Source organism: Ensifer sp. Root278 (assembly GCF_001429285.1).
Lineage (GTDB): Bacteria > Pseudomonadota > Alphaproteobacteria > Rhizobiales > Rhizobiaceae > Ensifer.
Genome location: NZ_LMJJ01000043.1, coordinates 165,302 through 192,126 on the forward strand (window position 1 = coordinate 165,302; position 26,825 = coordinate 192,126).

Here is a 26,825-nt window from a genome sequence, read left to right on the forward strand (position 1 = left end):
CAACAGCGCTCATCATGGTCGTCTTGTGCCCACAGGCGATATGTCCAAGGGCCCACGCGCCGACGTTGATTCCGAATGAATTTTTCAGCACTTTTCGCCAGGCGATTGGAACGCCTGAAGCCGGCTGCCGTTAGGTTGGACATCAAAGGAATCCGCCATGAAAAAGCTCCTGATTGCCCTTCTGGTCTTCGGAGCGCTCGCGGCCGCGGGCGGCCTGAGCCTCGGCTATCTGTCGCGACGGGAGGCTACGGTGCCGATTGAAAAGACCTACGGTCCCGATCCGGTCCTGGTCGAACCAAAGGTGGAGCTCGTGCCATCCGTCGCTGTCGCGGAAGCCACGCCCTGGCCTGCAGGCATGATGCCATCGGCCGCGCCGGGCCTTGCCGCCAAGGAATTTGCGGGCGGCTTCGATCATCCCCGCTGGCTGCACGTGCTGCCGAATGGCGATGTGCTGGTCGCAGAAAGCAATGCGCCACCCCAACCCGACCCCGGCTTTTCGGTGCGGGCCTTTGCTGCTCAGCTCATCCAGGGCAGGGCCGGCGCCCGAAGTAAGAGCGCCAATCGCATATCGTTGTTGCGCGACGCGGACGGTGACGGCGTGGCGGAAACGAAAACGCCCTTCATCACCGGGCTCAATTCACCGTTCGGTATGACATTGCTCGACGGTAAGCTCTTCGTAGCCAATGCCGATGCGATCGTGGCCTTTCCCTATCAGGAAGGCGCGACCGAGATTACGGCGCCCGCAGAGAAGATTGTCGACCTACCCGCGGGCCGCAACCATCACTGGACGAAGGACGTCATCGCCAGCCCGGACGGGACCAAGCTTTACGTCACGGTCGGCTCCAATTCCAACGTCGGCGAAAACGGCATGGAGGAGGAAAGGGGACGCGCCGCGGTGCACGAGATCGACCTTTCCACCCGGCAGATGCGGCCGTTCGCATCCGGACTTCGCAATCCCAACGGCCTCTCATGGCAGCCGGATAGCGGTGAGCTATGGGTTGCCGTCAACGAGCGCGACGAACTCGGGCCCGATCTCGTTCCCGATTACATGACCTCGGTCAAGGACGGCGCCTTCTACGGCTGGCCCTATAGCTGGTACGGGCAGCATGTCGACGAGCGGGTGAAGCCGCAGAAACCCGAACTGGTGGCGCGCGCGATCAAGCCGGACTATGCGCTCGGCCCCCACACCGCCTCGCTCGGCCTGACCTTCAACACCGGCGACGTGTTCGGCCCGGAGATGAAGAATGGCGCCTTCGTAGGCCAGCATGGCTCGTGGAACCGGATCCCGCGCAGCGGCTACAAGGTCATCTTCGTGCCTTTCAGCAACGGCAAGCCTTCCGGCCCGCCGCGGGATATCCTGACGGGTTTCCTGACCGACGACGGCAAGGCGCTCGGCCGTCCGGTCGGCGTCGCAATCGCCCGTGATGGCGCGCTGCTTGTTGCCGACGATGCCGGCAACAAGGTGTGGCGGGTCGCCCCCATGCGGTGAGCGATCTCGCGGCTTAGGGGGCACTGGGGCATTTGTGCAACTATTTGGTTGCGCATCTGTCTGCGATCCCTATACTTGCAACCAAATCGTTGCACGAAAGGAAAGCGTCATGAGCTCGTTCGATCGTATCGAGAAGGCAATCCTGTTGCGCGCGCCCATCGAGCGCGTCTGGCGGGCGATAACCGATGTCTCGGAATTCGGGCAGTGGTTCGGCGTAAAGCTGAACGAGCCTTTTGCTCCGGGGCGGGCGATAGCCGGCTCTTTTAAGGGAGAGTTCAAAGCGGAGGACATTGCGAAATATCAGGCTTCGATCGGGATCGAGCCGACACCGATCCGCCAGCCCGAGCCGAATGCCGTTTTTTGCACCGTCGAGGAAATGGATGCGCCGCGGCTTTTCAGTTTTCGCTGGATACCCTATGGCCTCGATGCCGAATGCGATCCCGCGCGGGAACCGACGACACTCGTGGAATTCCGGCTGGAAGCCGTTGCCGGGGACACACGGCTGACCGTCACGGAATCCGGCTTCGAAGGCGTGCCGGCGCATCGGCGCAAGCGCGCATTTCTCATGAATGACGGTGGCTGGAGCGCCCAGATTGAAAACATCAAGCGCCATGTCGAACACGCCTGAGCGAGAACTGGCGGGCGTCTTCGCCGCCCTGGGCGATACGACCCGCCTTGCGCTGATCACGCGGCTTTTGGCTGCCGGTGCCCTGACGGCAACCGCGCTGTCCGAGGGGCAGGCGATCACCCGGCAGGCGATCGTGAAGCACCTGCAGGTGTTGGTAGCGGCTAGGCTGGTGGTGCACGAGCGTCACGGCAAGGAGGTCCTCTACGCGGTCGATCCGCGCCGTCTCGAAGAGGCGCGCGCGTTCCTGACGGCAATCGCTGAGGGTTGGGACAAGGCGCTTGGCCGGCTCAAGTCGCTTGTCGAGGCGCCCTGACGCGAGACACCCAACCGCGCTGGGCCGCTCGGAGCAAAGTGCGTGCCCGCCGGCAACCTGGGTGACCTGGCCGGTGATCCAATCGGACGCGTCGCTGCGAAGAAACAGCACTGCGGCTGCAATTCGATGGTTGCCGACGGCCTTAGCCGTGGATGCTTTTTCGCCGACGGACCGCCTGCCGACACGCGCGGCGAGCGCCTTGCCTAGGTTCGCGAAGCCTATATCGCGCCGATCAAGGTCGAGAGCCCCCACCCGGTCGCTCCCCGCACTTGCCCGTGATCGGTCCAATCGACTGCTCCAGCAGGCTTGAAATCGAAACGCCCCGCTACAGTTGTCTCCTTTTGGTCACCGGGCGTGGGACCAATTTCACAAGCGGATTCGTGATCGCAGTCTTTAGCGGTGGTCCCCGTAGATCGCTGGCCGGGACCCGGAGTGCAGACATGAGGCAGAGTTCGTCCGGCGTCGATAGCTCCTGGATCAAGAAGGCGGATGAACTGGCGGCTCTGTTTCAGTTCACGGATGCGCTCTATCGTGCCAATTCGCTGGCCGACATTTTCGATGCCACGTTCGATGCGATCGAGCGAGCCTTGCGCTGCCGCCGCGCCTCCATCCTACTTTTCGACTCTGCGGGGGTGATGCGTTTCGTCGCTTCACGCGGGCTCTCCGAAGGCTATCGCCGGGCGGTCGACGGTCACTCACCGTGGAGGCCCGGTGACCGCGAAGCCACCCCGATTTTCGTCAGCGACATAGAGCTTGCCGAAGAGCCTCAGGCGCTCAAGGACACCATAAGGGGCGAGGGGATTCGCGCGCTCGCCTTCATTCCCTTGACCGCCAACGGCGTGGTCATTGGAAAGTTCATGACCTATCGCGAAGTGGTGCATGTCTTCACGGAGGAGGAGGCCGTCCTCTCCCTGACGATCGCTCGGCAACTGGGCTTCAGCATCGAGCGCAGACGGACCGAGGAGGCGCACCAGCGTGCCGAGGAGGGACTTCGCCGCAGCAACGAGCGGCTGCGGATCATCCTCGACAGCGCCAGCGAGTATGCGATCATCACGCTCGACGGTGCCGGACGGATCGCAAGCTGGAACAGTGGCGCCGAACGGCTGCTCGGCTATCGCGACACCGAGATCCTCGGTCAGCCGGGTGACATTTTCTTCAGCCCGCAGGACCGAGCATCGGATGTCCCCGAGCAGGAGATGCGAACGGCGCGCGAGGAGGGGCGCGCGACCAACGAACGCTGGCACTATCGCGAGGATGGATCCCGTTTCTGGGGCTCCGGCGTCATGCTTCCCGTCGAGGAGAGCGGACCGGATCGCTATCTCAAGATCTTCAGGGATCGAACCGAGGAGCGCAGAGCACAAAAGCGCCAGAAGCTGCTGATCGGTGAGCTCAACCATCGTGTGAAGAACACGCTTGCAACCGTGCAGTCCCTTGCCGAACAGACGTTGAAGAGTGCCGATAAGCCGGAAGCCTTTGCCGAAGCGTTCAACGGCCGACTGCTTGCTCTTGCCGGGGCACACGACCTGCTGACCCGCGAGGCATGGCAGGCGGTGTACCTGAACGACATCGCCCGGGCGGTTCTCGCAGCCTGGATCGAAGACGGGCGCGTGGCTCTCCACGGGCCTGCGATCCGCATCAGCCCGAAACAGGCCCTGCCGCTTTCGATGGCGTTCAACGAATTGCTGACCAATGCGATCAAATACGGTTCTCTATCGAGCCCCGGTGGCCGTGTTGCGCTGTCATGGCAATGTAGAGACGTGTGCACGGTCCGGTGGGAAGAGCGCGGAGGACCACTGGCATCGCCCCCTCAGCGGCAGGGTTTCGGGCTGCGCGTTCTCAACCGCGGCCTCGCCAACGAACTGGGACACCCCGTCGATCTCCGGTTCGAGCCGGAAGGTGTCACCTGCACGATCGCGATGGACTTCGTCGACGGTGAGCGTGCCGGCATGGACGACAAGGGGGAATGACCATGTCTGGGATATTGACGGGACGCCGGATACTTGTCGTCGAAGACGAGATGCTGGTGGCCATGTCGATCGAGGACACCTTGGTCGATGCCGGCGGCGAAGTGATTGGTCCTGCGCCAACCGTCGGGCGGGCATTGGGGTTGCTGCAGGAGGAGACGAAAATCGACGCCGTCGTGCTGGACATGAATCTCCAGGGGCACAGCGGGCTCCCGGTCGCCGACGCATGCGATGAAAGATCGATCCCGTTTCTCATATTGAGCGGCTATGGCGACACGGCCCTGAACGGCACGCACCATGCGGCCCCGATCCTTTCCAAGCCCTTCGCGAGTGCGGTGCTGGTGGAGACGCTCAAGACGCTTTTCGGAGGCAACCGCGCGTGACGGGCCCGGGTCGTACCCGGTTGCTGACACCAGCACCGATTGCGTACAGCCGGGATGAGGAACCGCATTTCATCCCGCGGAGTTTGTTCGTTGGACCCAAATGCGTTGGGTGGCCCAATGTGTCGGGTGGATTGTGATCATGAACGCGGAACGCTGGATTCATATTTGCGTCGACATGCAGCGAATGTTCAACGAGGAGACGCCGTGGCAGGTGGATTGGATGGCGACGATCTCCGACCAGGTGGTGGAGGTCGCTAGCCGCTTTCCGGATCGCACCATTTTCACCCGGTTCGTCCCGCCACATTCGCCGGCGGAAATGCCGGGCATGTGGCGGCCCTACTATGAAAAATGGCCGATGATGACCGCGACACGGCTCGATCCGGGCCTGATCAATCTCCTTCCTCCCTTGCAGCGTCTGGTGCCGCCCGCCCGTGTTCTCGACAAGCGCACCTATTCCCCCTGGTTAAGCGGCAAGCTGGAAAGCCTGCTCGCTCACCAGGATATCGGAACGATCGTGGTGACCGGCGGTGAGACGGATGTCTGCGTCCTGGCGACCGCGCTCGGAGCGATCGATCTTGGCTACCGGGTGATCCTGTTGAAGGATGCGGTCTGCAGCTCGGTCGATCAGACGCACAATGCCGCGCTCGAGCTTCTCGGCAATCGCTTTTCGGTTCAGCTGGAGATCGCAACGACCGATGAGTGGCTTGCGCAGGCGCGGGCTTAGGCGCGGCCCATTCGGGAACCTTTGCGCGCCACCCTGTTCGCCGCCCTTCAAGCCATGCTTGGTTCCCTCTCTGGCGATGCCCGGCTGGCCATCAGCCCCATGAGCCCGACACCGATGATCGCTGCCGCATAGATGTCGGTCGTAAGCTGGTAGCCCACCGCCTTCGCCAGGAAGCCGGCCAGAATTGCCGGCAGGCTGAACGCCAGATAGCTCTGGATGTAGATGGTAGACAGCAGCCCGGCGCGCTCCTCGGCTTTTGCCAGCGGCATGACCGAGCCGAGCGTGGCGAGGAAGCTCGTGCCGAAACCCATACCGGTGAGAAGCGTGCCGACGATCAGGATGGGCACATAGGCGAGATGGGTTCCGGCGACCACGGTCAGCATGCCGAATGTCGTGCTCAAGACACCGAAGGTCAGGTTTGCCTTGGGGTTGCGGGCGCGGCGAAGGAAGACGCCCAACGCGCCGGCGGCCATCAGCGCCGCGACCACGGCGCCTCCGGTGAGCGGGTTCTTGCTTCCCGTGGTGGCGGCGACAAGCGAGGGGACGAGTGAGAGGTAAAAACCCCCAAGCGCCCAGTTCGCGATATTTACGGGGGTGACGAGCGCCAGCGGCCGCTTGGCGCGCTGCGGAACGGCGATCCGCGGCATGAGCGAGGACAGCGCTCCGGGACGACGCGCGCCGGTTTCAGGGATCAGCCAGATCGCCGCCGCCTGGACTATGAAGCCGACGAACAGCAGCACATAGATGAGATGCAGCGGAAGGGGGCCGTACTGGATCAGCGCGCTGGTGCCGAGCGCCCCGACCGCCAGGCCGATCAAAGGTGCGAGCGAGTTGACCAGCTGTCCCCTGACGTGATCGACATCGACGAGCGCCGCGCCGATCGAAGCGCCGGCAACGCCGGTCGCAAGACCCTGCACGATGCGTGCTGCGATCAGCCAGCCGGTTCCGTCGGCAAGGACGAACAGAGCCATCGCTGCCATCTCGACGAGCAGCGCTGCGAAAATCACCGGCTTGCGCCCGAGATGATCCGAGATCGAACCGGCGATCAGCAATGCCACGAGAAGTGCGAAGGCATAGACCGCGAAAATAACGGTCATCTCCACCGGGCTGGCGGCGAAGTTCTCCTGGTAGAAGCGGTAAAGCGGGGTTGGGGCCGAGGAGGCGCCGAAGAATGTCGCGAGCGTGACGGCGTAGAAGGCAATGGGATTTGCCGCGCGAGTGCTCTCTCTGGATTCGGAGGATGAAGACATCTATATAACCCTTAAAGCTAAATCGTTGCGTTTCGCAGATTTAGGTATGCTTCGCGCTAAAAGCAAATAATTTGCTTTTATGTTGTTGTGAGAATTTCTGAAGCATCGGCCGCACGGCCGAAGAAAGACGGGGTTGGAGCGAATGGCGACAAAGGAAAGCCCGCGGCCGGGCGGACGAAGCGCCCGGGTTCAGGCATCGGTTCACAAGGCCGTGCAGACCTTGCTGGCGACGCTCGAGCGCACCGAGGTCACAGTTCCGCTGATCGCAGCGGAAGCGGGCGTCACGCCTTCGACCATCTATCGCCGCTGGGGCGACCTGCAGGAATTGCTCGCCGACGTCGCGGTCGAGCGGCTGCGTCCCGACATGGTGCCGGTCGACACCGGAAGTTTTGGCAGTGATCTGATGGCCTGGGCCGAGCAATATGCCGAGGAAATGTCCTCGGGGCCGGGTCGCGAAATGATCCGTGACGTGCTTGCGGCGCAGGATGGCAGCGGTGCCTACCAGTGCTGCAACTTCACCAGGCAGCAGATCGAAGTGATCGCCGAACGCGCCGAGGAGCGTGGTGAAGTCTTTACGGATGTCGAGGCCGTTATGGACGGCGTCGTCGCGCCGATCATGTACCGGATCCTCTTCGGCGGTGCGCCGGACGCGGCGCATGTCGAGCGTCTGGTGACGGCATCGCTGGCATCAAAGCCGGCGCCTTGAGGCGTAGTTGCTTCCAAGAAGCATAACACCCGCATCCCGCGTAGGTCTGGTGAGGATCCCGCAACCGGAACCTAAACCCGTTCCCGGGGTTGGAACGCCTGCTCAACACCTGTTCTGGAGGATGCGAGATGAGACCGTTCCACAAGAGTTCCCTTCTGGCTGGCCTTGCGACTATTGTGATCTTGGCCGCCGGCGGCGTTTCGGCCGAAACCCTGAAGTTCAAGGCGGACATGACGGGATCGGGTGAGGTGCCGCCGAACGAAAGCGCGGGCAAGGGCACAGGCGAGATCACCCTCGATACGACGACGAAGAAGGTGACCTGGACGGTGACCGCCGATGGCCTGTCGGGGGATGCGACCGCCGCCCATTTCCACGGTCCGGCAGCCGCGGGCGAAAATGCCGATCCGGTCGTCGACATCTCGACCTCGATGAAATCTGGTTCTGCCGAGCTTACCGATCAGCAGCTCGCAGATCTGCAAGGCGGAAAGTGGTACCTCAACATCCACACGGCGAAATTCCCCGACGGCGAGATTCGCGGCCAGGTGGAGAAGGCACAGTAGACGCTGGCGGTCTTCTACTTCACTGCGCCATGGGCCAGTCCGCTGACCAGATAGCGCTGCATGAACAGCGCGATCAGGTAGACCGGGGCGATGCCCGCGAGCGAGGCTGCGGCCATCTGGCCGAAATTCACCAGCCTGTCGCCCTGGAAAAGAGAAATGCCGACCGGCAGCGTTCGCGTGGCATCGGAGAAGGTGAAGGCCGAGGCGAAGAGGAACTCGTTGTAGGCGAGCACCGTGACGATGATGAAGGTCGCCACGATGCCGGGCGCAATGATCGGCACCACGATCTGCAGCAGAATGCGCAGCGGCCCCGCTCCGTCGATGGCGGCCGCCTGCTCGATCTCGAGCGGCATCCGGCGCAGGAACGGTGTCAGCAGCCAGAAGGCGACGGGCACGTTGGCAAGCCCGTAGATCAGAACCAGGCCGGCGCGCGTGTCGAGCAGGCCGCTCGTCCTCAGCAGGAAGAACAGCGGGATGAGTGCGACGATCGGCGGCGCCATGTAGCTCGAGAGCGTCACGTCCGAAAGCCATTGGCCACCGATCTTCAACCGCAGGACCGCGTAGGCCGACGGCAGCGTGAGCGCGATGGTGAGCAGCCCCGCCAGCAGCGACACGGTTACGGAATTCACGATGAAGCCGATGACATTGGCCGCCTCGAAGGCCGCCGGCCAGTTGGCAAGGGTCGGCGCCGTCGGCCAGAACGAGCCGTTCAGCACGTCGTCCTTCGTCTTCAGGGAAACGGCGATCAGATAGAGGATGGGCAGGGCGAAAAAGCCGACGATCGGTGCCGTTGCCAGACCCAGCCAGAGATGGTGTCCGACGCGCCTCATAGTTCGCGCCTTTCGAAACGCTGATGCAGGCGCACGACCGGCAGCGTCGCCAGACCGATGACCAGCGCATAGACGATCGTCTCGGCGGCCGCCCGACCGACATCGAACTGCTCTATCGCCCGGCGATAGATGGAAAATCCTGCCGAGGTCGTCGCAAACCCCGGACCGCCGAAGGTGAGGATGTAGACCAGGTCGAACAGCTTGAACGAGAGGATCAGCTTCAGGAGGTAGATGGACGAGAGCGGGGCGGCGACGAGCGGCAGCGTGATATGCCAGAAGCGCTGCCAGCCATTCGCGCCATCGACGAGCGCAGCCTCGCGCACACCCTCCGGGATGGTCGAAAGCGCTGCGAAGCAGAGGATGACGATGAAGGGCGTCCATTGCCAGAGATCGGCGACGGCGATCGCCAACCAGGCCAATAGGGGGTGGCCGAGGAAAGAGATCGGCTGGGAGATCACGCCGTAGTTGATTAATGCGCCGTTCAAGAGCCCGCCTGCGGGCGCGAAGATCAGCTTCCAGGCGATCCCGACCATGACGGGCGGCGTCATCAATGGCAGCAACACAAGGCTCATTAGGAAGCGGCCGCCTTTCAGCAGCGACGTGAAAAGCAGCGCGATCAGGAAACCCAGTGCGAGCTGCAGCAGCGACGTCGACAGCGCGTAGGCGACGCTTCTGCCGATTGCCGAAAGGAAGATCGGATCCTGAAGCGCCGTTGCGAAGTGCTTGACGCCGACGAAGCCGCGAAACGGTTTTCCAAGCGTGCTCTTGCTGAAGGCAAGCCCCAGCAGGAAGACTGTCGGGTAGAGCGTCGTGACGGCCAGTGCGAACACGACGGGAGCGATCCACAAGGCGCGGCCGAGACGCGCTGCAAGGATGCCTCGTCGCGCGGAATGGCGCTCGGCGCCCGGCTCGAGAGCGTCGAGGGTGAAGGCGGTCATGCCGCCTCTGCCAGAACCGGCCGCGTCGGCCCGCTGCCGGCCCGCGTGGCAACCAGCATGTCCTCGATGTCATCGAGGTCACCGGGCGTGAGCGCGACGGTTGCCGCTTCGATCCAGCCGTCGATATGCGTTGGCTGACGTGCCCCAATGATCGCCCCGGTCACACCGGGCCAGGAGAGCGCCCAGGCGGCAGCGATCGCGGCAATGGTCGTCTCGTGCCGCGCGGCGATGGGCCTCAGTCCCTCGGCGAAAGCGAGATTGCGGTGGAGCGCCTCGCCGGAAAATTCCTCGTCGCGCGACCGCCAGTCGTTCGTCGGAAGCGCCCGGGCGCGGGCCGGCGTGAAAGCGCCAGTAAGCAGGCCCGACTGCAGCGGACTATAGGCGATGACGCCGCTGCCATGCGCGCGCACCCAGGGCAGGTCGTTCTCGGCGAACCTGCGTTTGATCGCGGAAAAAGGTGGCTGCACCACGTCGACGGGAGCGACCGTGGCAGCGCGCTCCAGCAGTTCCCGGTCGTGGTTCGAAAGACCGATGGCCCGGACCTTGCCCTCTTTCTTGAGGTCGGCAAAGGTTGCCCAATAGTCTTCGACCGGTGTGCCGTCGTTGGTCGGCCAATGCATCTGGTAAAGGTCGATGACCTCGACGCCGAGCCGCTTCAGCGAAGCCTCCACCTCGCGGCGCAGCGATTTGGCATTGCCGATGCGGGCCGGAAGGGCGTTGCGATTGTCCGGATCCCATACCAGCCCGGCCTTGGTGAAGATCAGCGGGCGCTCGGATTTCGGCAACGTCGAGAGCGCTTCACGAACGATCGCCTCGGAATGACCGAGACCGTAGACCGGTGCCGTGTCGATCCAGTTGATGCCGCGCTCGACCGCATGACGGATAGCTGCAATGGACTGGCTGTCGTCCTGGCTTCCCCAGCCCCATCCCCAATCGGGGCCGCCGATCGCCCAGGCGCCGAAGCCGACGGGAGTGATGTCGAAGCCGGTACGGCCGAGCCTGCGCTTCGGCAAGATTTCCGTGGTCATGATCTTTCACCTCTAAAGAGAAGAGGGGGCGCTGCCGGGAGGAAGCGAGCGCCCCCAGGGAGCAATCAGCCGTTGGTCTCGATGATCTCGGTCCAGGCCTGGTGGGCATCGGCGATCGCCTGTTCTGCGCTCTTGGTGCCGGCCAGCGCCAGCGCCAGCTCGTCGGTCAGCGCGTTTTCGAGCTTCGGCGCATAGACGGCGGTCGGCCAGGCAAGGCTGTTTTCCAAGGCGCCGTCGTCGAGCAGCGGCTGCACGAGCGGCTGGAACGCCCTAAACTTCTCCGACTTCAGGCCCGACTGGCGGTCCGGGTCGATGCCGGATCCGGTCAGCGCCAGCAGCTGCTCGTGATAGTCCTTACTGGTGGCGAGCTTGATCAGGTCCCAGGCGACATTCTTGTTCTTGGATCCGCTGGTGATCGCAAAGCCGAAGCCGGCGTTGAAGGCGAGGCGCGGCGTCTTGTTGCTGCCGCCGGTCGGAATACGGGCCACGCCCCATTTGTCGACGATCTTCGAGCCCTTGGGATCCTGGGCGTAGCCGCCAAGATCGGTCCAGAAATCGATCTGCGCCGCCTTGCCGTTGAGAAAGGCGGGCAGGCCTTCCTCAAAGCGCGTTTCGAGCGGGGTCGGCAGCGCGTGGGGTGCGGAGGCGAGCAGCGACTTCAAGGCCTCGACGGCCTCGGTGCTGTCAAGCGCGGAGGTGCCGTCCGGCTTCAGGAAGTTGCCGCCGAAGCCGGTCAGGCGGTTGGCATAGGTCGAGAGGATGATGACCGGGATCTTGGCGCCCAGGACGGCCGCGCCATAGATGCCGTTCTTCGATTCGGCCTCGGTGATCACCTTGGCGTTCTCGTTGTATTCGTCCCAGGTGGAGGGCGCCTTCAGGCCGTAACGGTCGAAGAGTTCGCGGTTGTAGAACAACAGGTGGCTGTCGCCGTCATAGGGCAGGCCATAGCGGCGGCCGTCGTGCAGCGTGTACTGGTCGTAGATGGTCTGGATGAAATCTTCCGGCTGGATCTCGACCTTGTCGCGCTCGATAAGGTCGGTCACGTCCTCGATCACGCCGTCCTCGGCAAGCTGACCCTTGTAGGTGTAGAAATAGTCGATGACGTCGAACTGGTTGGCGCCCGATTGCACGTCCAGCGTCGCCTTGACGCTGACCTGGTCATAAGGCACCGCCGTGACGTTGACCTTGGCGCCGGTCAGCTTCTCGAAGTCCTCGGCAATCTTCTTGCCGGTGACGACATGCGGCTGGATGATCAGCAGATTGATCGTGCGCCCGGCGTACTTGTTGCCGGAAGCAAGGGCCGTCGACGAGGCAAGTGGGGCGATGAAGGGCAGGGTGCCCGCGGCGGCAAGCGATTTCAGCACGCTGCGGCGGCGATAGGCCTGGCCGAAAATGGAAATGGACATGGAATCCTCCGTCGAGATCTGAGTTCTGGCGGTCGGCGATGGCGTACGCCAATCCGTTGGCCGGCGGTCTGCGCCGTGCGACTTTGCTTCAGCATCATGGGGGAGAAGAGGATTCTGATACACAGATAATACATATATTTTATGGATTATATGAGAACGATTTTCCTGCGGCGAGCCGCCGGTCGGGGTAGGAATTTCTCAGGCGACCCGATCGCCGCATGAATGCCGTTGGAGGCGGAAGACGCTCCCGTCGGCGCTGTTGCGGGAACGAGCCGCGCCAGACCGTAGAGACGGCAGAGGAAGCCGATTGGGCCTACTGCATGTTTCCTTTAATCGTAGCCGGTTAAAGGACAAAAACATGCAGCAAATCAAAGTGCTACAGCGACCTTTGCGCGTCTGATAAGACGCGCGGCGCTGTAGGCGCTCAGACGCTCAGGGCCCAATCGCTGTGGTCATACCTCGAAGACGTCCTCGAACGATTCCGGGAAGCTCTGGCGGGCAACCTTCTCGTTGATGATGAGCAACGCTTCATAGGACACGGGATCGAAATCCTTGTCGACCGGCAGCACCTCGCGTCCGAACAGGAGGTTCAGCCGGGCGGCATCGAGATTGCCGCGCTCGAAAGGTTCCGCACCGAAATGATGCCAGAGGGCGTGGAGGAAGGCCGCATCGATGCGGTGCGCCCCAGATCCCGGCCGGGCATGGCGAGGCAGCGCCTTGATCGGCGTTGCCCCCTTGGGATTGGCCCGACGGATGACGAACTGGATGCCCGTGCCCGGCATGGCGTAGGGAAAACCCCGATGTTTCGTCATATCAGCCAGCTTGGCCATTCTGTTCTCCTTACGCGGTCTGCTTCTCGACGATCTTGTCCTCAGTCTTCGTGTCGAAGTCGGAGGCGTCGTGACGCTCATGCAATTGCTCGGCCGGATCGCCGCTCAGCCGGTTGACCATGCGGCCGCGCTTGACCGCCGGGCGAGCGGCAATTTCGGCCGTCCAGCGCTGGACGTGCTCGTAGCTCTGAACCTCGAGGAAGGTGCCAGCGTCGCCATAGGCCTGGCCAAGTGCCAGGTTGCCATACCAGGGCCAGGTCGCCATGTCGGCGATGGTGTATTCGGAGCCGGCGAGGAACCGGTGGTTGGCAAGATGGCGGTCGAGCACATCGAGCTGGCGCTTCACTTCCATGGCGTAGCGGTCGATGGCGTATTTGATCTGCATCGGCGCATAGGCGTAGAAATGACCGAAGCCGCCGCCCAGGAACGGTGCCGAGCCCATCTGCCAGAACAGCCAGTTCAAGGTATCGGTGCGGGCGCGAAGCTCGCTCGGCAGGAAGGCGCCGAATTTCTCAGCGAGATAGGTGAGGATGGAGGCCGACTCGAAGACGCGGACCGGCTCGCCGCCGCCCTTCGGCTGATGGTCCGTCAGCGCCGGGATCTTGGAGTTGGGGTTGACGTCGACGAAGCCGGAACCGAACTGGTCGCCATCGCCGATCCGGATCGGCCAGGCGTCATATTCGGCGCCCGAATGGCCCGCCGCCAGAAGCTCTTCGAGCATGATCGTGACTTTCACGCCATTCGGAGTCGCGAGCGAATAAAGCTGCAGCGGGTGCTTGCCGACCGGCAGGTCCTTGTCGTGTGTCGGTCCGGCGATCGGGCGGTTGATGCTGGCAAACGCGCCGCCGTTGCCTTTGTCCCAGGTCCAGACCTTGGGAACTTGGTAGCCGGCAGGGAAATTGTCAGCGGGGGATTTTTCGGTCATGAAATCTGTCCTTGTCGTCTAAAGGCATATCCAACGGGCAAGCAACGTCACAAAACATGCGATGTCGGCCAGCTGCTTCGCGCAGTTCTATACCGTCCTTTCGGTACCTGCCAGAAAAACGGTTTCTCTTCGTGCCCGCGCGCTAGCAAGCAAGTTTCGGAGACGTGCGACTTTTTCGACATGCGCATGTCCGCTTTGGCCAGCGGGAACACCAGCGGCAGATCGCCCGCCGCGGTGCAGCATCAACCGCGCCGTGCCGCCTCGATCGCGGCCACGTCGATTTTGCGCATGTCCATCATGGCCTCGAATGCGCGCTTCGCCTCGCCGCCGCCGGCCGCCAGCGCTTCCATCAGGACCCCGGGCGTGATCTGCCAGGAGATCCCCCATTTGTCCTTGCACCAGCCGCACGCGCTTTCCTCGCCGCCATTGTTGACGATGGCGTTCCAGTAGCGGTCGGTCTCTTCCTGATCGTCGGTGGCGATCTGGAACGAGAAGGCCTCGTTGTGCTTGAACATCGGCCCCCCGTTGAGGCCGAGACAGGCGACGCCCGCAACGGTGAACTCGACCGTCAACACATCGCCCTCCTTGCCGGACGGATAGTCGCCGGGCGCCCGGTGCACTGCGGTCAGACGGCTGTCCGGGAAGACCTCGGCGTAGAACCGCGCAGCGGCTTCGGCGTCCTTGTCATACCAGAGGCAGATCGTGTTCTTTGCCATAGCCTTGTTCCTTTCGCGTTGAAGGCTTGCGGCCCTCTCCATGGGGTCTCATACGAAATAGGTAGCAGCCCGGTTATCTCCAGCCCGAAAGTGCTAGTGCGCTTTGCTGAGCGCAGATGATGACGACGCCACCGCTTGCGGCTTCTACGCGTCGGTTCGATCGCGTACGATCTGATTTCCGTTCGTCGCAAGATCAATCGTCTACATATGTGAACGATAAGTCTATTTTCGGCAGTCTACAGAGGTAGCGTCCACGCGAATATATCCATGGCATCAACCATGGAGAAACCGACATGCACACTATCGCTGAACCGATCTTCACCGCGGGCTTTCCGCTCGGCAGTTCCGCCGGACTGGTCACCGCGTTTGAATGGCTCGGCCAACCCTACCGCCTCACCCGCGTCGACATGCTCGGTGAAATGCGCACCGAGGCCTATCAGCGGCTGAACGGCCGGGTCGAAACGCCCGTGTTGGTCACCGACGAAGGGCGTGTCCATACGGAAACGATGGCGATCGCGCTGTGGCTCGAGGGGCGGGACCATGAGCGCCGCATCAGCTTCGCGCCCGGAACCTACGAAGCCGACCGGATGCATCAGTTCATCGCTTTCCTCAACACCGGCTTCACCGGTGCCTTCTTCCCGATGTGGGTGGCGCTGGAGGCGGAAGAGGCTACGGAAGAATATCGCCAAACGCTCCGCGTCTTCGGCCGTGAGTTTGTCGCTAAGCGCCATGCGCAGCTCGAGGCGATGATGGGGGACAGCGACTACCTGCTGGGCGGCCGGCCGACACTGGCCGATGCGGTTTTCGTCGGCGTCGCCCGCTGGGTGGATTTTCACGAGGCGATCGAGCCCGAGGACTATGAACGGAACTACCCGCGCATCCATGCGCTGCGCAAACGCATCGAGGCTGATCCCGCATTCCGCTTCGCATTGGCGATCGAAGACGGCGAACCTGCCGCCGGCAACGGTTCGATGAAAGGTCTCGTTCCGCTTGAGGACGTGTTGCGTTTGACGGGCGCGATTGCGGTCTGAGCCGCCGGAGTGTTGCGCGCCGATGGTCGCGGCGCGCGACCTGCCACGCTGTCAGAGGCGCCGCGCGAAATCGATGATCGCGTCGCTCACGAGGTCCGGACGCTCCTGCGGGAGCCAATGTCCGCTGCCGGGCACGACGATCTTGCCCTTGAGTTGGGGGACGAGGCCGGGCATTGCATCGATGATATCGAGCATCCCCGGTATGCTGAGCCCGGTGTCCCGCTCGCCGATCATGAACAGGGCCGGTACATCGACCATGACGCCGGCGAGCGCCGCTTGCAGTTGCCAGTTGCGATCCAGGTTGCGGTAGTAGTTCAGGCCACCGCGAAAACCGGAGCGAGCGAAAGCCGCCGCATAGGCGTCGAGGTCGGCAGCGGTCAGCCAGTCCGGCATTTGCTGCGGATCGGGAAGGGCTGCGAGCAGCCCGTCGCGCCGCGAGACCATTCCGAACGGATTTGGCGTCTGGTCTCCGGCTTGCCGCGGGCCGGCCTCTCCCGAAGCCGCGAAGAGGATTTTCCGCAGCGCCTGTCGAATGTCCCGCTCCAGTTTTTCCTCGGCGATGCCGGGTTCCTGGAAGTAGAGTGTGTAGAGTTGTGCCTCATCGGTCTGCGGGAAGATGCGGGTTGGCGGCACGGGTGGCTGGGCCATCATCGGAACGCTGATCGCGACCACGCCGCGGAAGCGGTCGGGCCGCATCTGCGCCGCCTGCCACGCGACCGTCGCGCCCCAGTCGTTGCCGACGATGAGGGCGGTCTCTGCGCCGAGGGCGTCCAAGAGCGCGACCATATCCCCGACAAGGTGAAACAGGGTGTATTCGTCGATCGCCGAGGGGCATTCCGTATGCCCATATCCGCGCATGTCCGGCGCCACCGCACGAAATCCGGCCTTGGCCAGCGCCGCGATTTGATGACGCCAGGCGTGGGCCGTTTCCGGAAAGCCGTGGCAGAAGAGGACAAGTGGCCCTTCTCCCTGTTCGACGACATTCATCCGGATCGTTCTCGTCTCGATGGTGCGAGCAGGCATTTTCGGTCCTTCCGCTCTTGATGTCGTACCGCAGATGGCGCTCGGCGCGGCGCTACACGGCCATGCGGCCGCCAACAGACAGGCCAACATCGTTCGTCTTCGCATCCCTGGGCCCTTGATTCCGTAATTATCTAAGTTACAGAATTGGGTGAGGTCAAGTATGCGTAACAATAAAAGTTACGCTTTAGGGGTGGCATATGAAACGAGACAGCCGGCTGGCGCGCATGATCCACGTGCTCATCCATATGGGGCTTTTGGGCGGGCGCGAGACCTCGGAAACCATCTCAAAGATGCTGAACACCAATCCCGTGGTCGTGCGCCGCACGATGGCGGCGTTGAAGCGCAAGGGCGTGGTGGGTTCAGAGGGAGGGCGCGGTGGCGGATGGGTGCTGCTGCGGTCTCTGGACGACTTGACGGTCCTGGACATCCAGAAAGCGCTCGACGAAGGCGAGGTTTTGTCCGCCGGCGTTTCGGAAGATCATCCAACCTGTCCGGTGGAGCGGGCGGCGAACGCCGCCCTGGTGCAGGCCTTCGACAAGGCGGAGAGCACTCTGCTGGACGAGTTCGCAAAGCTCAGGCTATCGATCATCGCGGAGCATGCCCTGTCGGCGGACAGGCAGCTGACACGGCACCAAGACGGAAGAAATGATGGCTGACAACAGCGCTGACCATCCGCGTTTCGTATGGCGCGGCGACTTCGCGAATGCCGAGTTGAATGCGCTGCATGCCGAGTGTTTCGAACACGCGCTTGCCGGTGACGATTGGTGGAAACAGGTGAACACCTTCAGCCTCGGCTGGGTTTGCTTGCGTCTCTCGGGCAAGCTTGCCGGTTTCGTCAATGTCGCCTGGGATGGCGGTGTGCACGCTTTTCTGCTCGACACCATGGTCTCAGCGCCCTGGCGGCGAAAGGGTTACGCGCGCCGGCTCGTCGAAGAGGCGGTGGCAAATGCAAGGCTGTCGGGTTGCGAGTGGCTGCATGTCGACTTTGATGCGCATCTTCGCGACTTTTACCTTGAAGTCTGCGGGTTCGTTCCCACGGATGCCGGCCTGATCCGCCTTCGCCAGGACTAGCGAATGCGAGCCCCGATCGGGGCTTCCGTTGCGAATTAAAGATGAGTAAAGAAGGAAGGAATTAGATCGAGGCGCGGCCTCTGATTCCCCGAGCATTGGGCAATTGATGACGTTCCAGCCACGGATGCAGAACAAGATCTCCGGCTTCAAGGTCCTCGGCGGTTTGCGCCGCCGGGAATGGAACGGGATCATCGCCGACGTCTGGGATGTCGAATGCGAGGCGCGGGCGGGCGGTCACTATGTGTCGGATGATCCGCGCATGTTCATCGTGCTCGATGCCCAAGGCGGGAGCCGCTGCAACGTCAAGCTTTCGCCCGGCGGCCCCGGGACGGTGCAGAACTATCGCGAACAAGGTCTTTCCTACATCCCGGCGGGCATGGAAATCTGGGCCGATGTCGTCGATGTGCAATACATCCGCCATCTCGATCTGCACTTCAATCTCGATGTCCTCAGCCGACGGCTGATGGAAGACCTCGACGCCAGCCGTTGCAACGCGCCCCGGCTGATGTTTCATGATGAGCGTTTCCTGCAACTCGCACGGCTCATCGCTGCGGAGTGCCTCAATCCGCAGCCATTGCATGATCTCTACGGGGACGGCCTCACGGTCGCGCTGTTCATCGACCTGATGAAGCTCAACCGTGCCGATCCGCGCAAGCGCAGTCCGCTTGCTGCCTGGCAGATGCGCCGCGTGGCCGATTACATCGAGGAGAACTTCGGCCGCAACATCCGGCTTGAGGAATTGGCAACGCTTGCCGGGTTGTCGCAATCGCATTTCAGTCATGCCTTCAAGGCCTCGACCGGCATGCCGCCGCATCAGTGGCAGACGAAAACGCGCGTCGAACGGGCCAAGCAACTCCTGCTCAAGAATGACGCGTCGCTGACGGCGATTGCCGTCGAGACCGGGTTTTCGGACCAGGCGCATTTCACCCGGGTCTTCCGCAAGGTTGTCGGCACAACGCCGGCGCAATGGAAGCGGAGCCGATTGGCCTGAGCAAATCGCCGCGCGCACGGGCGATTGTTCGCCGCAAATTGCCCAGGATCGTTCAATTGTCGCGGATCGCTCCAAGCGTCGGCATAATAGTTGATATAAACACTCATCTTATAGGGATTACTTTCTAACGCCGCATATCGCTCCGGGGATTGGCGCGATGGGCGGCTCGGGGCGATGAAGAGATGATGGTGAGTGGCAGGGCGGCAGGTTTCGCCGAATGGCTGGCAGATGGGGTAGCCGGCATTGCAATTCTGGCAGCGGGTGCCGCGATCGCGCAGGACGCGCCGGCGACCCGGCTGGAAAAGATCGAGGTCCAGGCTGGAGCGACCGCAGACGACGCAACCGGTCCGGTCGAGGGCTATGTCGCCAAAGCGACGACCACCGGCTCGAAGTCTGCCACCCCGATCAACGAAATTCCCCAATCCGTATCGGTCATCGGCCGCGACGAGCTGGACGATCGCGGCGTCGTCAACAAGATCGACGAGGCGCTTCGCTATACGCCCGGCGTGATGGCCGAGCCCTTCGGCGTCGATCCGGATACCGACTGGTTCTACATCCGCGGCTTCGATGCCACGCAGACCGGCGTCTTCCTCGATGGCCTCAATCTTTTCTCCTACGGTTTCGGGGGTTTTCAGATCGATCCGTTCATGCTGGAGCGCGTCGAGGTGCTGAAAGGGCCGGCGTCTGTGCTCTATGGCGGCGCCAATCCGGGCGGCATAGTCAGCCTCATCAGCAAGCGGCCAAGTGATGGGAGCTCCACCTATGTGGAGACCGGCATCAACAACAATGGCAATGCCTTCCTTGGCATCGACGTGAACCGCCCGTTGGACGATGCGATCAACTACCGCGTCACCGGCAAGGTCTCCGGCGGCAACAACTACACCGACCACTCGGAAGACATGCGCGGGTTCATCCTGCCGCAGATCACCTATCAGCCCGACGATGCGACCAGCCTGACGGTCTACGGCCTGCTGCAGGGCCTTGATCAGGTCCATACCGGTGGCGGCTTCCTGCCCTATGTCGGGACGGTCGTCGATGCGCCGTTCGGCAAGATCGATCGCAAGGCCTTCTTCGGCGAACCGGCTATCGATACCGGCACCTATGTGCAGCAGATGCTCGGCTACGAGATCAAGCACGAGTTCGATAGCGGTTGGCAGTTCAGCCAGAACCTGCGCTACGGTCACCTCTACAAGCATGAGAACGGCCCGTATACCTACGGCTATTACGATCCGAGCCTGCCGTTCCCGGTTTCGCCGACGCCGGCCACACCTGACAATCTGCTCTATCGCCTGGGCTTTGAGGCGACCTCCAAGGTCGATACGTTCGGCGTCGACAATCGTCTTGAGGGCGAATTCGAGACCGGCGCGCTCGATCATACGCTGCTGGTCGGACTCGACTACAAGCTCTTCCGCCTGGATCACGTCCAGGCATCGTCGGCGGCAACGCCGATCAGCGCCACGGATCCGGTCTACGGCGCACCGCAGCCGGCCAACGCCATCTATATCAACCAGGTGATCACCCAGCAGCAGCTCGGCGTCTACGCGCAGGACCAGATTCGATTCGGCGACGGTTGGCTCGTCACGCTCAATGGCCGTTACGACTATGTCGACACCAAAACTGACAATGGCCCCACCTTCTGGGCTCCGACGCAGAACTCGAGCTTTGATTACAGCGAGGGCGCCGTCAGCGGCCGCGCCGGACTTGCCTATGAATTCGACAATGGGCTGACCCCCTATGTCAGCGTTGCCACCTTCTTCAATCCGATCGTGGCGGTAACGGCAACCGGCAACACCAAACCCGAGGAGGGCGAGCAGTTCGAGGCCGGCGTCAAGTACGAGCCATACTTCTTTGATGGCGTGTTGACGGCGTCCATCTACCAGCTGACCAAACGCAATGCTTTCGTGACCGACCCGTTGACGAGCATTTCCACCCAGACGGGCGAGGTGCGTTCCCGCGGCATCGAGCTCGAAGGCAAGGTCAATCTCAACGAAAGCTGGAAGGTGATCGCCGGCCTCGACTTCATGGATATCGAGGTGACCGAGGACGCGAACCGCGCGCTGGTCGGCAAGTCGCCCTATCTCGCTCCCGATGCGCAGGCCTCGTTGTGGGTCGATTACACCGTGCAGCAGGGCGCGCTCGAGGGCGTCAGCCTCGGTGCCGGTGTTCGCTACCGCGGCGAAAGCTGGGCGGACAAGGAGAACACGGCGAAGGTGCCTTCCTCGACGGTGTTCGATGCCGGGCTGCGCTATGAAAAGGACGGATGGGGTGCCGCTCTCAACGTCACCAACCTTTTCGACAAGGAATATGTGAGCGGTTGCAGCGGCGTGCTCGTCTGCGGTTACGGCGACGCCCGAACCGTCACGCTCAAGCTCAGCAAGACATGGTAGACTGAGCCCATGGGCGGGGCCGGAGTGTACCGGCCCTGCGCCACTTCGCGTACAGGTTGAGCGTCGTTTCTGCGCCACAACCACTGTCTGGCGAGCCGCCCGGCTGCTATGTCGCGGGCGGGCATTTCCGCGCGATCGGTGAGGCGATCGACGTCTCCTCGAAGTCGCTGGTCTCTCGCCTACCTGTTCCAATTCCGCGGACGAACCGACCTGGCAAACGGGTTTCCGCAGAGCGTTTGACAAACACATAGCCAATTGGCTATACGTCATCCCATAGCCAATCGGGTATGAGACATGTCGCAGTTACAAGATGCGGTATTTCGGGCACTTGCAGATCCCACACGTCGCGGGCTCTTCGAACACCTCTGCCGCCAAGGAGATACGACGGTCGTCGGATTGCTGGCCGATGCCGGGGTTTCGCAGCCGGTCGTGTCCAAGCATCTGAAGATCCTGAAGGCGGCAGGGCTCGTGCACGATCGGCATGAAGGCCGTTACACCTATTACAGCGCCAAGCGCGAAGCTCTTGCCACCCTGGTCGATTGGACGACCGAGATGGCCGGCTTCTGGCAGGAGCGCTTCGATGATCTCGATGATTTACTAAAGAGAATGGACCAATGAACGAAACAACCGAAACAACACGCTCTGTCGTGGTCGAACGCGAATTTTCTCATGCGCCGGAAAAGATCTGGCGCGCGCTGACCCAGCCCCATCTGATTGCCGAATGGCTGATGCGGAACGATTTCGTGCCCGAAGTGGGCCGTCGCTTCACGCTTTCGGCCGACTGGGGACAGTCGATTGCGAAGTCGAAACGATTGAGAAGGACCGCTCGCTCGCCTATCGCTGGGACACAAAAGATCTCACCAGCGTCGTCACCTGGACACTCGTTCCCACCAACGGCGGCACCAACTTGCGTATGGAACAGCGCGGCTTCAAGGCGGATCAGAAGTCTTACTACCAGGGCGCAACCGTCGGGTGGCGACGCTTCATCGACCAGCTGGCCGAAGTTGTCGCAAAGCTCGACTGACCATCTCCCGGCTTCAGGACCCTTTCTCAAACAACGAGGTGCCAGAAATGACCGCTCTCATCCGAACAATCCATCGCTGGACGTCGGTGCTTTTCTCGCTGGCCGTTGCGGCGATCTTTGCCGGCATGGCTCTGACGACGCTTCCCGAATGGGTCTATCTCATGCCACTGCCGCCGCTTGCCGTGCTTGTGCCGACCGGCCTCTATCTCTTCGCGCTGCCCTATCTGAGCAAGCCGCGAGAGAGGATTCAGGCGGCCGAGTAGGGGCGGCAGCCTGCCAGTTTATCCGGCCGGAAGAGCCGGGCTGGCGAAGCGCTTTCGGTACTCTGCCGGCGTCACGCCGACATGGCGCATGAAGGCACGGCGCAGCGTATCGGCATCGGAAAAGCCGCATTGAGCCGCGACCTGCTTGGGGGCTTCGTGTCCCTGCTCGAGAAGGCGGCGGGCAGCGTTGACCCGCGCCTCCTCGACCCAGGTTGCCGGCGTGATGCCGACCTCGCTGCGGAAGAGCCGGGAGAAACGGCGCGGGCTGAGATCCATCCGGCTGGCGAGTCTTGCAACGCTGTGATCGTGCGCGGATTGGCCGCGATCCAGCGCTGCAATTCCTGAAGCGCGGACCGGCCCGCTGGCATGGCCTCGCCCTTGCGGCTGAACTGCATCTGCCCGCCGGGCCTTTTGAAGAACATCACCAGCTGGCTCGCCACGCGTTTGGCGATCTCATGCCCGAGGTCCTCCTCGACCAGTGCCAGCGCCAGGTCGAGCCCCGCCGTCACGCCGGCCGCCGTGCGCGCCGGCCCGTCGCTGACATGGATCGCGTCCTCGTCGACGGTGACCTCAGGAAAGCGCCGCGCGAGATCTTCGGCGACGGCCCAGTGCGTAGTCTCGCGCCGCGGCAATTTCTGCTGCGTGATCCGCTGCTCGCACTGGCACGGCTGAGGCGTCCTGTGCGCGGGGATGCCACATGTCCTGAGGCAGCCCCGCGCCTGTCAGCCTATTCCAAAAGACACTCAATCAACGCTCGTGTTGCGGAAGAGAGATGACGATGCGGCGGGTAGATGAGGGAGAAGGGCCGCGATCGGCCGCCAAAATCCGGCAGGAGTTCGACCAGGCTTCCCTGCGCCAGGCGATCGCGCACGACGAAGTCATAGGTCTGACATATGCCAAGGCCCGCCTCTGCCAGGGATACGGTGCCGAGCACATCATCCTCGACATGGACAGGACCCTGCGGCACCCAGTCGATGTCATGCCCATCGACCCGGAACAACCACGGACCGGGACGGCCGGTTCTCGGCATGATGAACAGCAGGCACGTATGTGCCGTAAGATCGTCGATCGAGCGTGGCAGCCCGTGCCGCGCCACATAGGCGGGAGATGCCACCAACCTTAGCGGTGCGTCCTCGAGTTTTCGCCCGATCATGCCGCTATCGGGAAGTTGGCCGAGTCGTATGACCAGGTCGTAGCCTTCCGCGACCAGATCGACGTTGCGGTTGGCCACTGACAGTTCGACGATGACCGACGGGTGCTTCAGCGCGAAGCGTGTCAGCTTTTCCGGCAGGCGGAAATGACCGTAGGTGGTGGAAACGCTGAGGCGGACCCGACCGGCCAGAATGCCTGTGCCTTGAACGGCCCGCTCCGCCTGATCGATCGTCTCGAACGCCGAGCGGACCTGTTCCAGATAGGTGCGTCCCGCTTCCGTAAGGCTGATGCGCCGCGTCGTTCGCCGCATCAGTTGGGTCCCGAGCTTCGTTTCCAGCCGGGTGATCGCCCGGCTCAGCACCGAAGGCGTCGTACCGAGCGCCACGGCGCCGGCCGTCATCGAACCCCTGTCCATGACCGTGATGAAAGCCTCGACGTCGGCGAGGTGATCGAAGCGGCGCATCTTTGCCTTTCAAGACCAAATCATTTCCTTCTAAGCGAATTTATCGCCGAAATCGGAGATAATAAATAGACGCCATCAGCAACGCCCGCGACGTCGGGCCCATTCCAAAAAGGGAAGTGATGATGACGGAGACAGCCCCGTTAGCCGGAAAACCCGTGCTTTTCGTTCTCACCAGCCACGGCACCAAGGGCGACGGCGGCCAGCCGACCGGCTTCTATCTCGGTGAGGTCACGCACCCGCTGGCCGTGCTCGAAGCGGCTGGGATCTCCGTCGAATTCGCGTCGATCAAAGGGGGTGAACCGCCGATCGACGGTCTCGATCTCGAAGACACGATCAACCAGCGCTATTGGAACGACGAGGCGTTTCGCGCCGCGATCCGCACGACCGCCAAGCTCGATGAGGTCGACCCCTCGCGCTACGCTGCGATCTTTTTCGCCGGCGGCCACGGCGCCATGTGGGACCTGCCGCAAAGCGGCGCGGTCGACCGGGTGACCCGTTCGATCTTCGAGGCCGGCGGTGCTGTCGCGGCGGTGTGCCATGGCCCGGCGGCGCTCGTAAACGTCAAGCTTTCCGGCGGCAGCTACCTGGTGTCCGGTCGTAATGTCAGCGCCTTCACCGATTCAGAAGAACGCGCCGTCGGTCTCGACAAGACCGTGCCCTTCCTGCTCGCCAGCACGCTCGTAGAGCGCGGCGCGCGGCATCACCCGGCGCCGGACTGGACGTCGAAGGTGGTCGTCGATGGCCGATTGATCACCGGCCAGAATCCGCAGTCCGCCACAGGCGTCGGCGAGGCCCTTCGTGACGTTCTTGTCGCCTGAAAACCCAGTTGCAGGAGGTCGTGAGACTTCCATTTGGAGATATAAAAATGAAAATGCTGATGACCCTGACGGCGACGATGGCAATCGTCCTCGGCGCCACGCACGCGCATGCCGGCAATATCCTGGTCGTGCTTTCGGATGAAAACAGCCTGGACCTCAAGGATGGCAAGGTTTTCGAGACCGGCTTCTACCTCAACGAATTGATGCAGCCGGTGAAGGCGTTCCTGGACGCCGGCCACGAGTTAACCTTCGCGACGCCGAAAGGCATGGCGCCCAGCGTCGACCGTACGTCGATCGACAGGATGTATTTCGGCGGCGATGAAACGGCGATGCGGGAAAGCGAAGCGCTGCTCGGCAAGCTCAAGATCACCTCGCCGGCGGAGACACCGGTTGTCAGTCTGTCGCGGGTGGAACAGATCGGCTACGACCATTTCGATGCCGTCTATGTTCCGGGCGGGCATGCGCCGATGCAGGATTTGCTTGTCGACGCGGACCTCGGCGAGTTGCTTCGGCATTTTCACGCGAGCGGCAAGACGACCGCCCTGATGTGCCACGGGCCGATCGCGCTTCTGTCGACACTGTCCGAGTCGGTTGCGTTTACCGGCGAACTGGCAGCGGGCCGTCAGGCTGCCGCCGATGCCGGCTGGATCTATGCCGGCTATCGGATGACGGTCTTCAGCAATGGCGAGGAAGAAATGGCCAAGCCGCTGCTGAAGGGCGGCGAGATGAAGTTCTATCCGCAGGATGCGCTAACCTTGGCTGGCGGCGCAATCGCCAACGGTGATACGCCCTTCCAGCCGAACATGATCGTCGACCGCGAACTGATCACCGGCCAGAACCCGGCGAGCGCCACGGAGGTCGCGGCAGAGATCCTGAAGCGCGTCCAATAGACTCTTATTGTCGCGGTGGCCCTCGGGGCTCGCTTAGATTTCGTTTGCGAATTAAGTCTATGCAATGCATAGGTTTTTGATCGCCTTCACGAGGTTGCTCCGAGGTCGCTCATGCCCATCGCAAGTCTTGCCATGTATGTCAGTCCGGCGCCGCTGAAGGATGCGACGCGGCAGTTCTGGGAGGCGCTGGCGGACCGCCTTCGTGCCGTGGGGGTCGATGCGCCCACGGCTCTGCAAGAGGATATGCGCTATGACGAGGCCTGGCTTCGTCCCGACCTCCTGTTCGGCCAGACCTGCGGCTATCCCTATGTCCAGCGTCTGCGCGGTCAGGTGCAACTGGTGGCGACGCCGGTCTACGGACTGCCGGGCTGCGACGGTCCGCTCAAATGCAGCTTCATCATCGTCAGCGCCAAGTCCGCCGCGCGCTCGATCGAAGATCTGCGGGGGGCACGCGCGGCGATCAACGATCCCGGCAGCAATTCCGGCTACAACCTGTTCCGCGCCTCTGTGGCGCCCCATGCGATCGACGGACGGTTCTTCTCGTCGGTGCTTCAGACCGGCGGCCATGTGGCGAGCATCGACGCGGTTTCGAGCGGGGTCGCCGACATCGCGGCGATCGACTGCGTGACCTTCGGCAACACCTTGCGCTTCGACCCCGATCGCGTCGCAGGCGTGCGCATTCTGGCGGAGACAAAAAAGGGTCCGGGTCTGCCTTTCATCACCGCGGCATCGACGCCGGCAAAGGATCTCGTGCTGCTGCGCCGCGTGCTTGCGGAAACCATCGCAGATCCGGCGCTTGCTGAGATCTGCGATACGCTATCGCTGCGCGGTATCAGCCTGCTCGGAGACAGTGATTACGAGGCCCTGGCGGCGCTTGATCGCGATGCTGCCGGTCAAGGATACCCGACGATCGCCTGACGGTTCATCGGCACATGGCGACCTGTCGCGAACACAACGACCGAAATAGAATATAAATTACATAGAATAAATATTTTACCGCTGCGGCGTTTGGCGCAAGCAGT

The 26,825-nt window shown here is 62.6% G+C and carries 28 protein-coding genes and 2 pseudogenes; 19 read left to right on the plus strand and 11 right to left on the minus strand.

What is annotated here, in order from left to right; all coding sequences use genetic code 11:
* Positions 1 to 157 precede the first annotated feature (157 nt).
* The 6 genes from ASE60_RS29970 to ASE60_RS29995 all read left to right on the plus strand — a co-directional run bounded on the left by ASE60_RS29970 (position 158) and on the right by ASE60_RS29995 (position 5,501).
* Entirely contained in the window at positions 158 to 1,489 is a 1,332-nt protein-coding gene (locus ASE60_RS29970; protein ID WP_057255239.1) for a sorbosone dehydrogenase family protein, read from the plus strand.
* 109 nt (positions 1,490 to 1,598) lie between these two features.
* Positions 1,599 to 2,117, plus strand: coding sequence for an SRPBCC family protein (locus ASE60_RS29975; protein ID WP_057255240.1), 519 nt, complete (start codon positions 1,599 to 1,601; stop codon positions 2,115 to 2,117).
* Positions 2,083 to 2,430 (plus strand): metalloregulator ArsR/SmtB family transcription factor, encoded by a 348-nt coding sequence (locus ASE60_RS29980; protein WP_244495734.1) that lies wholly within the window; start codon positions 2,083 to 2,085, stop codon positions 2,428 to 2,430. Before ASE60_RS29975 ends, ASE60_RS29980 begins: the two co-directional genes overlap by 35 nt.
* A gap of 440 nt (positions 2,431 to 2,870) precedes the next feature.
* Positions 2,871 to 4,397, plus strand: a complete 1,527-nt coding sequence (locus ASE60_RS29985; RefSeq protein WP_057255242.1) for an HWE histidine kinase domain-containing protein — start codon at positions 2,871 to 2,873, stop codon at positions 4,395 to 4,397.
* A gap of 2 nt (positions 4,398 to 4,399) precedes the next feature.
* Positions 4,400 to 4,777, plus strand: coding sequence for a response regulator (locus tag ASE60_RS29990; RefSeq protein ID WP_093232700.1), 378 nt, complete (start codon positions 4,400 to 4,402; stop codon positions 4,775 to 4,777).
* Between the two features lie 139 nt (positions 4,778 to 4,916).
* Positions 4,917 to 5,501 carry an isochorismatase family cysteine hydrolase gene (locus ASE60_RS29995; RefSeq protein ID WP_057255244.1) on the plus strand — a complete coding sequence of 195 codons (585 nt, stop codon included), beginning with the start codon at positions 4,917 to 4,919 and terminating at the stop codon, positions 5,499 to 5,501.
* 47 nt (positions 5,502 to 5,548) lie between these two features.
* On the opposite strand, the gene ASE60_RS30000 is transcribed toward ASE60_RS29995, so the two are convergent.
* Positions 5,549 to 6,751, minus strand: a complete 1,203-nt coding sequence (locus ASE60_RS30000) for an MFS transporter (protein ID WP_057255245.1) — start codon at positions 6,749 to 6,751, stop codon at positions 5,549 to 5,551.
* A gap of 142 nt (positions 6,752 to 6,893) precedes the next feature.
* Here ASE60_RS30000 and ASE60_RS30005 point away from each other — a divergent pair, with 142 nt between their 5' ends.
* Together ASE60_RS30005 and ASE60_RS30010 are read left to right on the plus strand one after the other, a co-directional pair.
* Entirely contained in the window at positions 6,894 to 7,457 is a 564-nt protein-coding gene (locus ASE60_RS30005) for a TetR/AcrR family transcriptional regulator (protein WP_057255246.1), read from the plus strand.
* A 128-nt stretch (positions 7,458 to 7,585) separates the two neighbouring features.
* The gene (locus ASE60_RS30010; RefSeq protein WP_057255247.1) at positions 7,586 to 8,017 is read left to right on the plus strand and encodes a CHRD domain-containing protein; all 432 of its coding nucleotides are present in this window, start codon (positions 7,586 to 7,588) and stop codon (positions 8,015 to 8,017) included.
* 14 nt (positions 8,018 to 8,031) lie between these two features.
* Here the strand turns inward: ASE60_RS30010 and ASE60_RS30015 are convergent, their stop codons facing one another.
* The 7 genes from ASE60_RS30015 to ASE60_RS30045 all read right to left on the minus strand — a co-directional run bounded on the left by ASE60_RS30015 (position 8,032) and on the right by ASE60_RS30045 (position 14,690).
* Entirely contained in the window at positions 8,032 to 8,847 is an 816-nt protein-coding gene (locus ASE60_RS30015; protein WP_057255248.1) for a carbohydrate ABC transporter permease, read from the minus strand.
* On the minus strand, positions 8,844 to 9,785 hold the full coding sequence (locus tag ASE60_RS30020; protein WP_057255249.1) for a sugar ABC transporter permease: 942 nt from the start codon (positions 9,783 to 9,785) through the stop codon (positions 8,844 to 8,846). The genes ASE60_RS30015 and ASE60_RS30020 overlap by 4 nt, the downstream gene beginning before the upstream one ends.
* Positions 9,782 to 10,813: an aldo/keto reductase gene (locus ASE60_RS30025; RefSeq protein ID WP_057255250.1), complete on the minus strand. Its 1,032-nt coding sequence runs from the start codon at positions 10,811 to 10,813 to the stop codon at positions 9,782 to 9,784. The genes ASE60_RS30020 and ASE60_RS30025 overlap by 4 nt, the downstream gene beginning before the upstream one ends.
* Before the next feature lie 65 nt (positions 10,814 to 10,878).
* Positions 10,879 to 12,219, minus strand: a complete 1,341-nt coding sequence (locus ASE60_RS30030) for a sugar ABC transporter substrate-binding protein (RefSeq protein ID WP_057255251.1) — start codon at positions 12,217 to 12,219, stop codon at positions 10,879 to 10,881.
* Positions 12,220 to 12,671: 452 nt separating this feature from the next.
* On the minus strand, positions 12,672 to 13,049 hold the full coding sequence (locus ASE60_RS30035) for a hypothetical protein (protein WP_057255252.1): 378 nt from the start codon (positions 13,047 to 13,049) through the stop codon (positions 12,672 to 12,674).
* 10 nt (positions 13,050 to 13,059) lie between these two features.
* Positions 13,060 to 13,974, minus strand: a complete 915-nt coding sequence (gene yghU, locus ASE60_RS30040; RefSeq protein ID WP_057255253.1) for a glutathione-dependent disulfide-bond oxidoreductase — start codon at positions 13,972 to 13,974, stop codon at positions 13,060 to 13,062.
* Between the two features lie 242 nt (positions 13,975 to 14,216).
* On the minus strand, positions 14,217 to 14,690 hold the full coding sequence (locus ASE60_RS30045; protein WP_057255254.1) for a VOC family protein: 474 nt from the start codon (positions 14,688 to 14,690) through the stop codon (positions 14,217 to 14,219).
* Between the two features lie 293 nt (positions 14,691 to 14,983).
* Between ASE60_RS30045 and ASE60_RS30050 the strand changes: the two genes are divergently transcribed.
* Positions 14,984 to 15,721 carry a glutathione S-transferase family protein gene (locus ASE60_RS30050; RefSeq protein WP_057255255.1) on the plus strand — a complete coding sequence of 246 codons (738 nt, stop codon included), beginning with the start codon at positions 14,984 to 14,986 and terminating at the stop codon, positions 15,719 to 15,721.
* A 51-nt stretch (positions 15,722 to 15,772) separates the two neighbouring features.
* Here the strand turns inward: ASE60_RS30050 and ASE60_RS30055 are convergent, their stop codons facing one another.
* A complete protein-coding gene (locus tag ASE60_RS30055; protein ID WP_057255256.1) occupies positions 15,773 to 16,744 on the minus strand; it encodes an alpha/beta hydrolase in 972 nt (323 codons plus the stop codon).
* 197 nt (positions 16,745 to 16,941) lie between these two features.
* Here ASE60_RS30055 and ASE60_RS30060 point away from each other — a divergent pair, with 197 nt between their 5' ends.
* The 7 genes and pseudogenes from ASE60_RS30060 (at position 16,942) to ASE60_RS30090 (ending at position 22,480) form a co-directional block, all read left to right on the plus strand.
* Complete coding sequence (locus ASE60_RS30060; RefSeq protein WP_057255257.1) at positions 16,942 to 17,400, plus strand: Rrf2 family transcriptional regulator; 459 nt, start codon at positions 16,942 to 16,944, stop codon at positions 17,398 to 17,400.
* Positions 17,393 to 17,815: a GNAT family N-acetyltransferase gene (locus ASE60_RS30065; RefSeq protein ID WP_057255258.1), complete on the plus strand. Its 423-nt coding sequence runs from the start codon at positions 17,393 to 17,395 to the stop codon at positions 17,813 to 17,815. Before ASE60_RS30060 ends, ASE60_RS30065 begins: the two co-directional genes overlap by 8 nt.
* A 106-nt stretch (positions 17,816 to 17,921) precedes the next feature.
* The gene (locus ASE60_RS30070) at positions 17,922 to 18,806 is read left to right on the plus strand and encodes an AraC family transcriptional regulator (RefSeq protein ID WP_057255259.1); all 885 of its coding nucleotides are present in this window, start codon (positions 17,922 to 17,924) and stop codon (positions 18,804 to 18,806) included.
* Between the two features lie 188 nt (positions 18,807 to 18,994).
* Positions 18,995 to 21,193: a TonB-dependent siderophore receptor gene (locus tag ASE60_RS30075; protein ID WP_244495735.1), complete on the plus strand. Its 2,199-nt coding sequence runs from the start codon at positions 18,995 to 18,997 to the stop codon at positions 21,191 to 21,193.
* Between the two features lie 294 nt (positions 21,194 to 21,487).
* On the plus strand, positions 21,488 to 21,811 hold the full coding sequence (locus tag ASE60_RS30080) for a metalloregulator ArsR/SmtB family transcription factor (protein WP_057255261.1): 324 nt from the start codon (positions 21,488 to 21,490) through the stop codon (positions 21,809 to 21,811).
* Positions 21,808 to 22,217: pseudogene (locus ASE60_RS30085) on the plus strand (SRPBCC domain-containing protein). Before ASE60_RS30080 ends, ASE60_RS30085 begins: the two are co-directional and overlap by 4 nt.
* A gap of 47 nt (positions 22,218 to 22,264) precedes the next feature.
* Complete coding sequence (locus ASE60_RS30090; RefSeq protein WP_057255262.1) at positions 22,265 to 22,480, plus strand: hypothetical protein; 216 nt, start codon at positions 22,265 to 22,267, stop codon at positions 22,478 to 22,480.
* A gap of 18 nt (positions 22,481 to 22,498) precedes the next feature.
* Here ASE60_RS30090 and ASE60_RS30095 read toward each other — a convergent pair.
* A pseudogene (locus ASE60_RS30095) lies at positions 22,499 to 23,106 on the minus strand (helix-turn-helix domain-containing protein); the annotation flags it as partial.
* Between the two features lie 101 nt (positions 23,107 to 23,207).
* Complete coding sequence (locus tag ASE60_RS30100; protein ID WP_057255263.1) at positions 23,208 to 24,095, minus strand: LysR family transcriptional regulator; 888 nt, start codon at positions 24,093 to 24,095, stop codon at positions 23,208 to 23,210.
* Between the two features lie 119 nt (positions 24,096 to 24,214).
* Here ASE60_RS30100 and ASE60_RS30105 point away from each other — a divergent pair, with 119 nt between their 5' ends.
* From ASE60_RS30105 to ASE60_RS30115, 3 genes are all read left to right on the plus strand, one after another.
* Positions 24,215 to 24,913 carry a type 1 glutamine amidotransferase domain-containing protein gene (locus ASE60_RS30105; RefSeq protein ID WP_057255264.1) on the plus strand — a complete coding sequence of 233 codons (699 nt, stop codon included), beginning with the start codon at positions 24,215 to 24,217 and terminating at the stop codon, positions 24,911 to 24,913.
* 59 nt (positions 24,914 to 24,972) lie between these two features.
* Positions 24,973 to 25,803 carry a type 1 glutamine amidotransferase domain-containing protein gene (locus ASE60_RS30110; RefSeq protein WP_244495746.1) on the plus strand — a complete coding sequence of 277 codons (831 nt, stop codon included), beginning with the start codon at positions 24,973 to 24,975 and terminating at the stop codon, positions 25,801 to 25,803.
* Between the two features lie 111 nt (positions 25,804 to 25,914).
* Positions 25,915 to 26,721, plus strand: coding sequence for a PhnD/SsuA/transferrin family substrate-binding protein (locus tag ASE60_RS30115; RefSeq protein ID WP_057255266.1), 807 nt, complete (start codon positions 25,915 to 25,917; stop codon positions 26,719 to 26,721).
* The last annotated feature ends 104 nt before the right edge of the window (positions 26,722 to 26,825 follow it).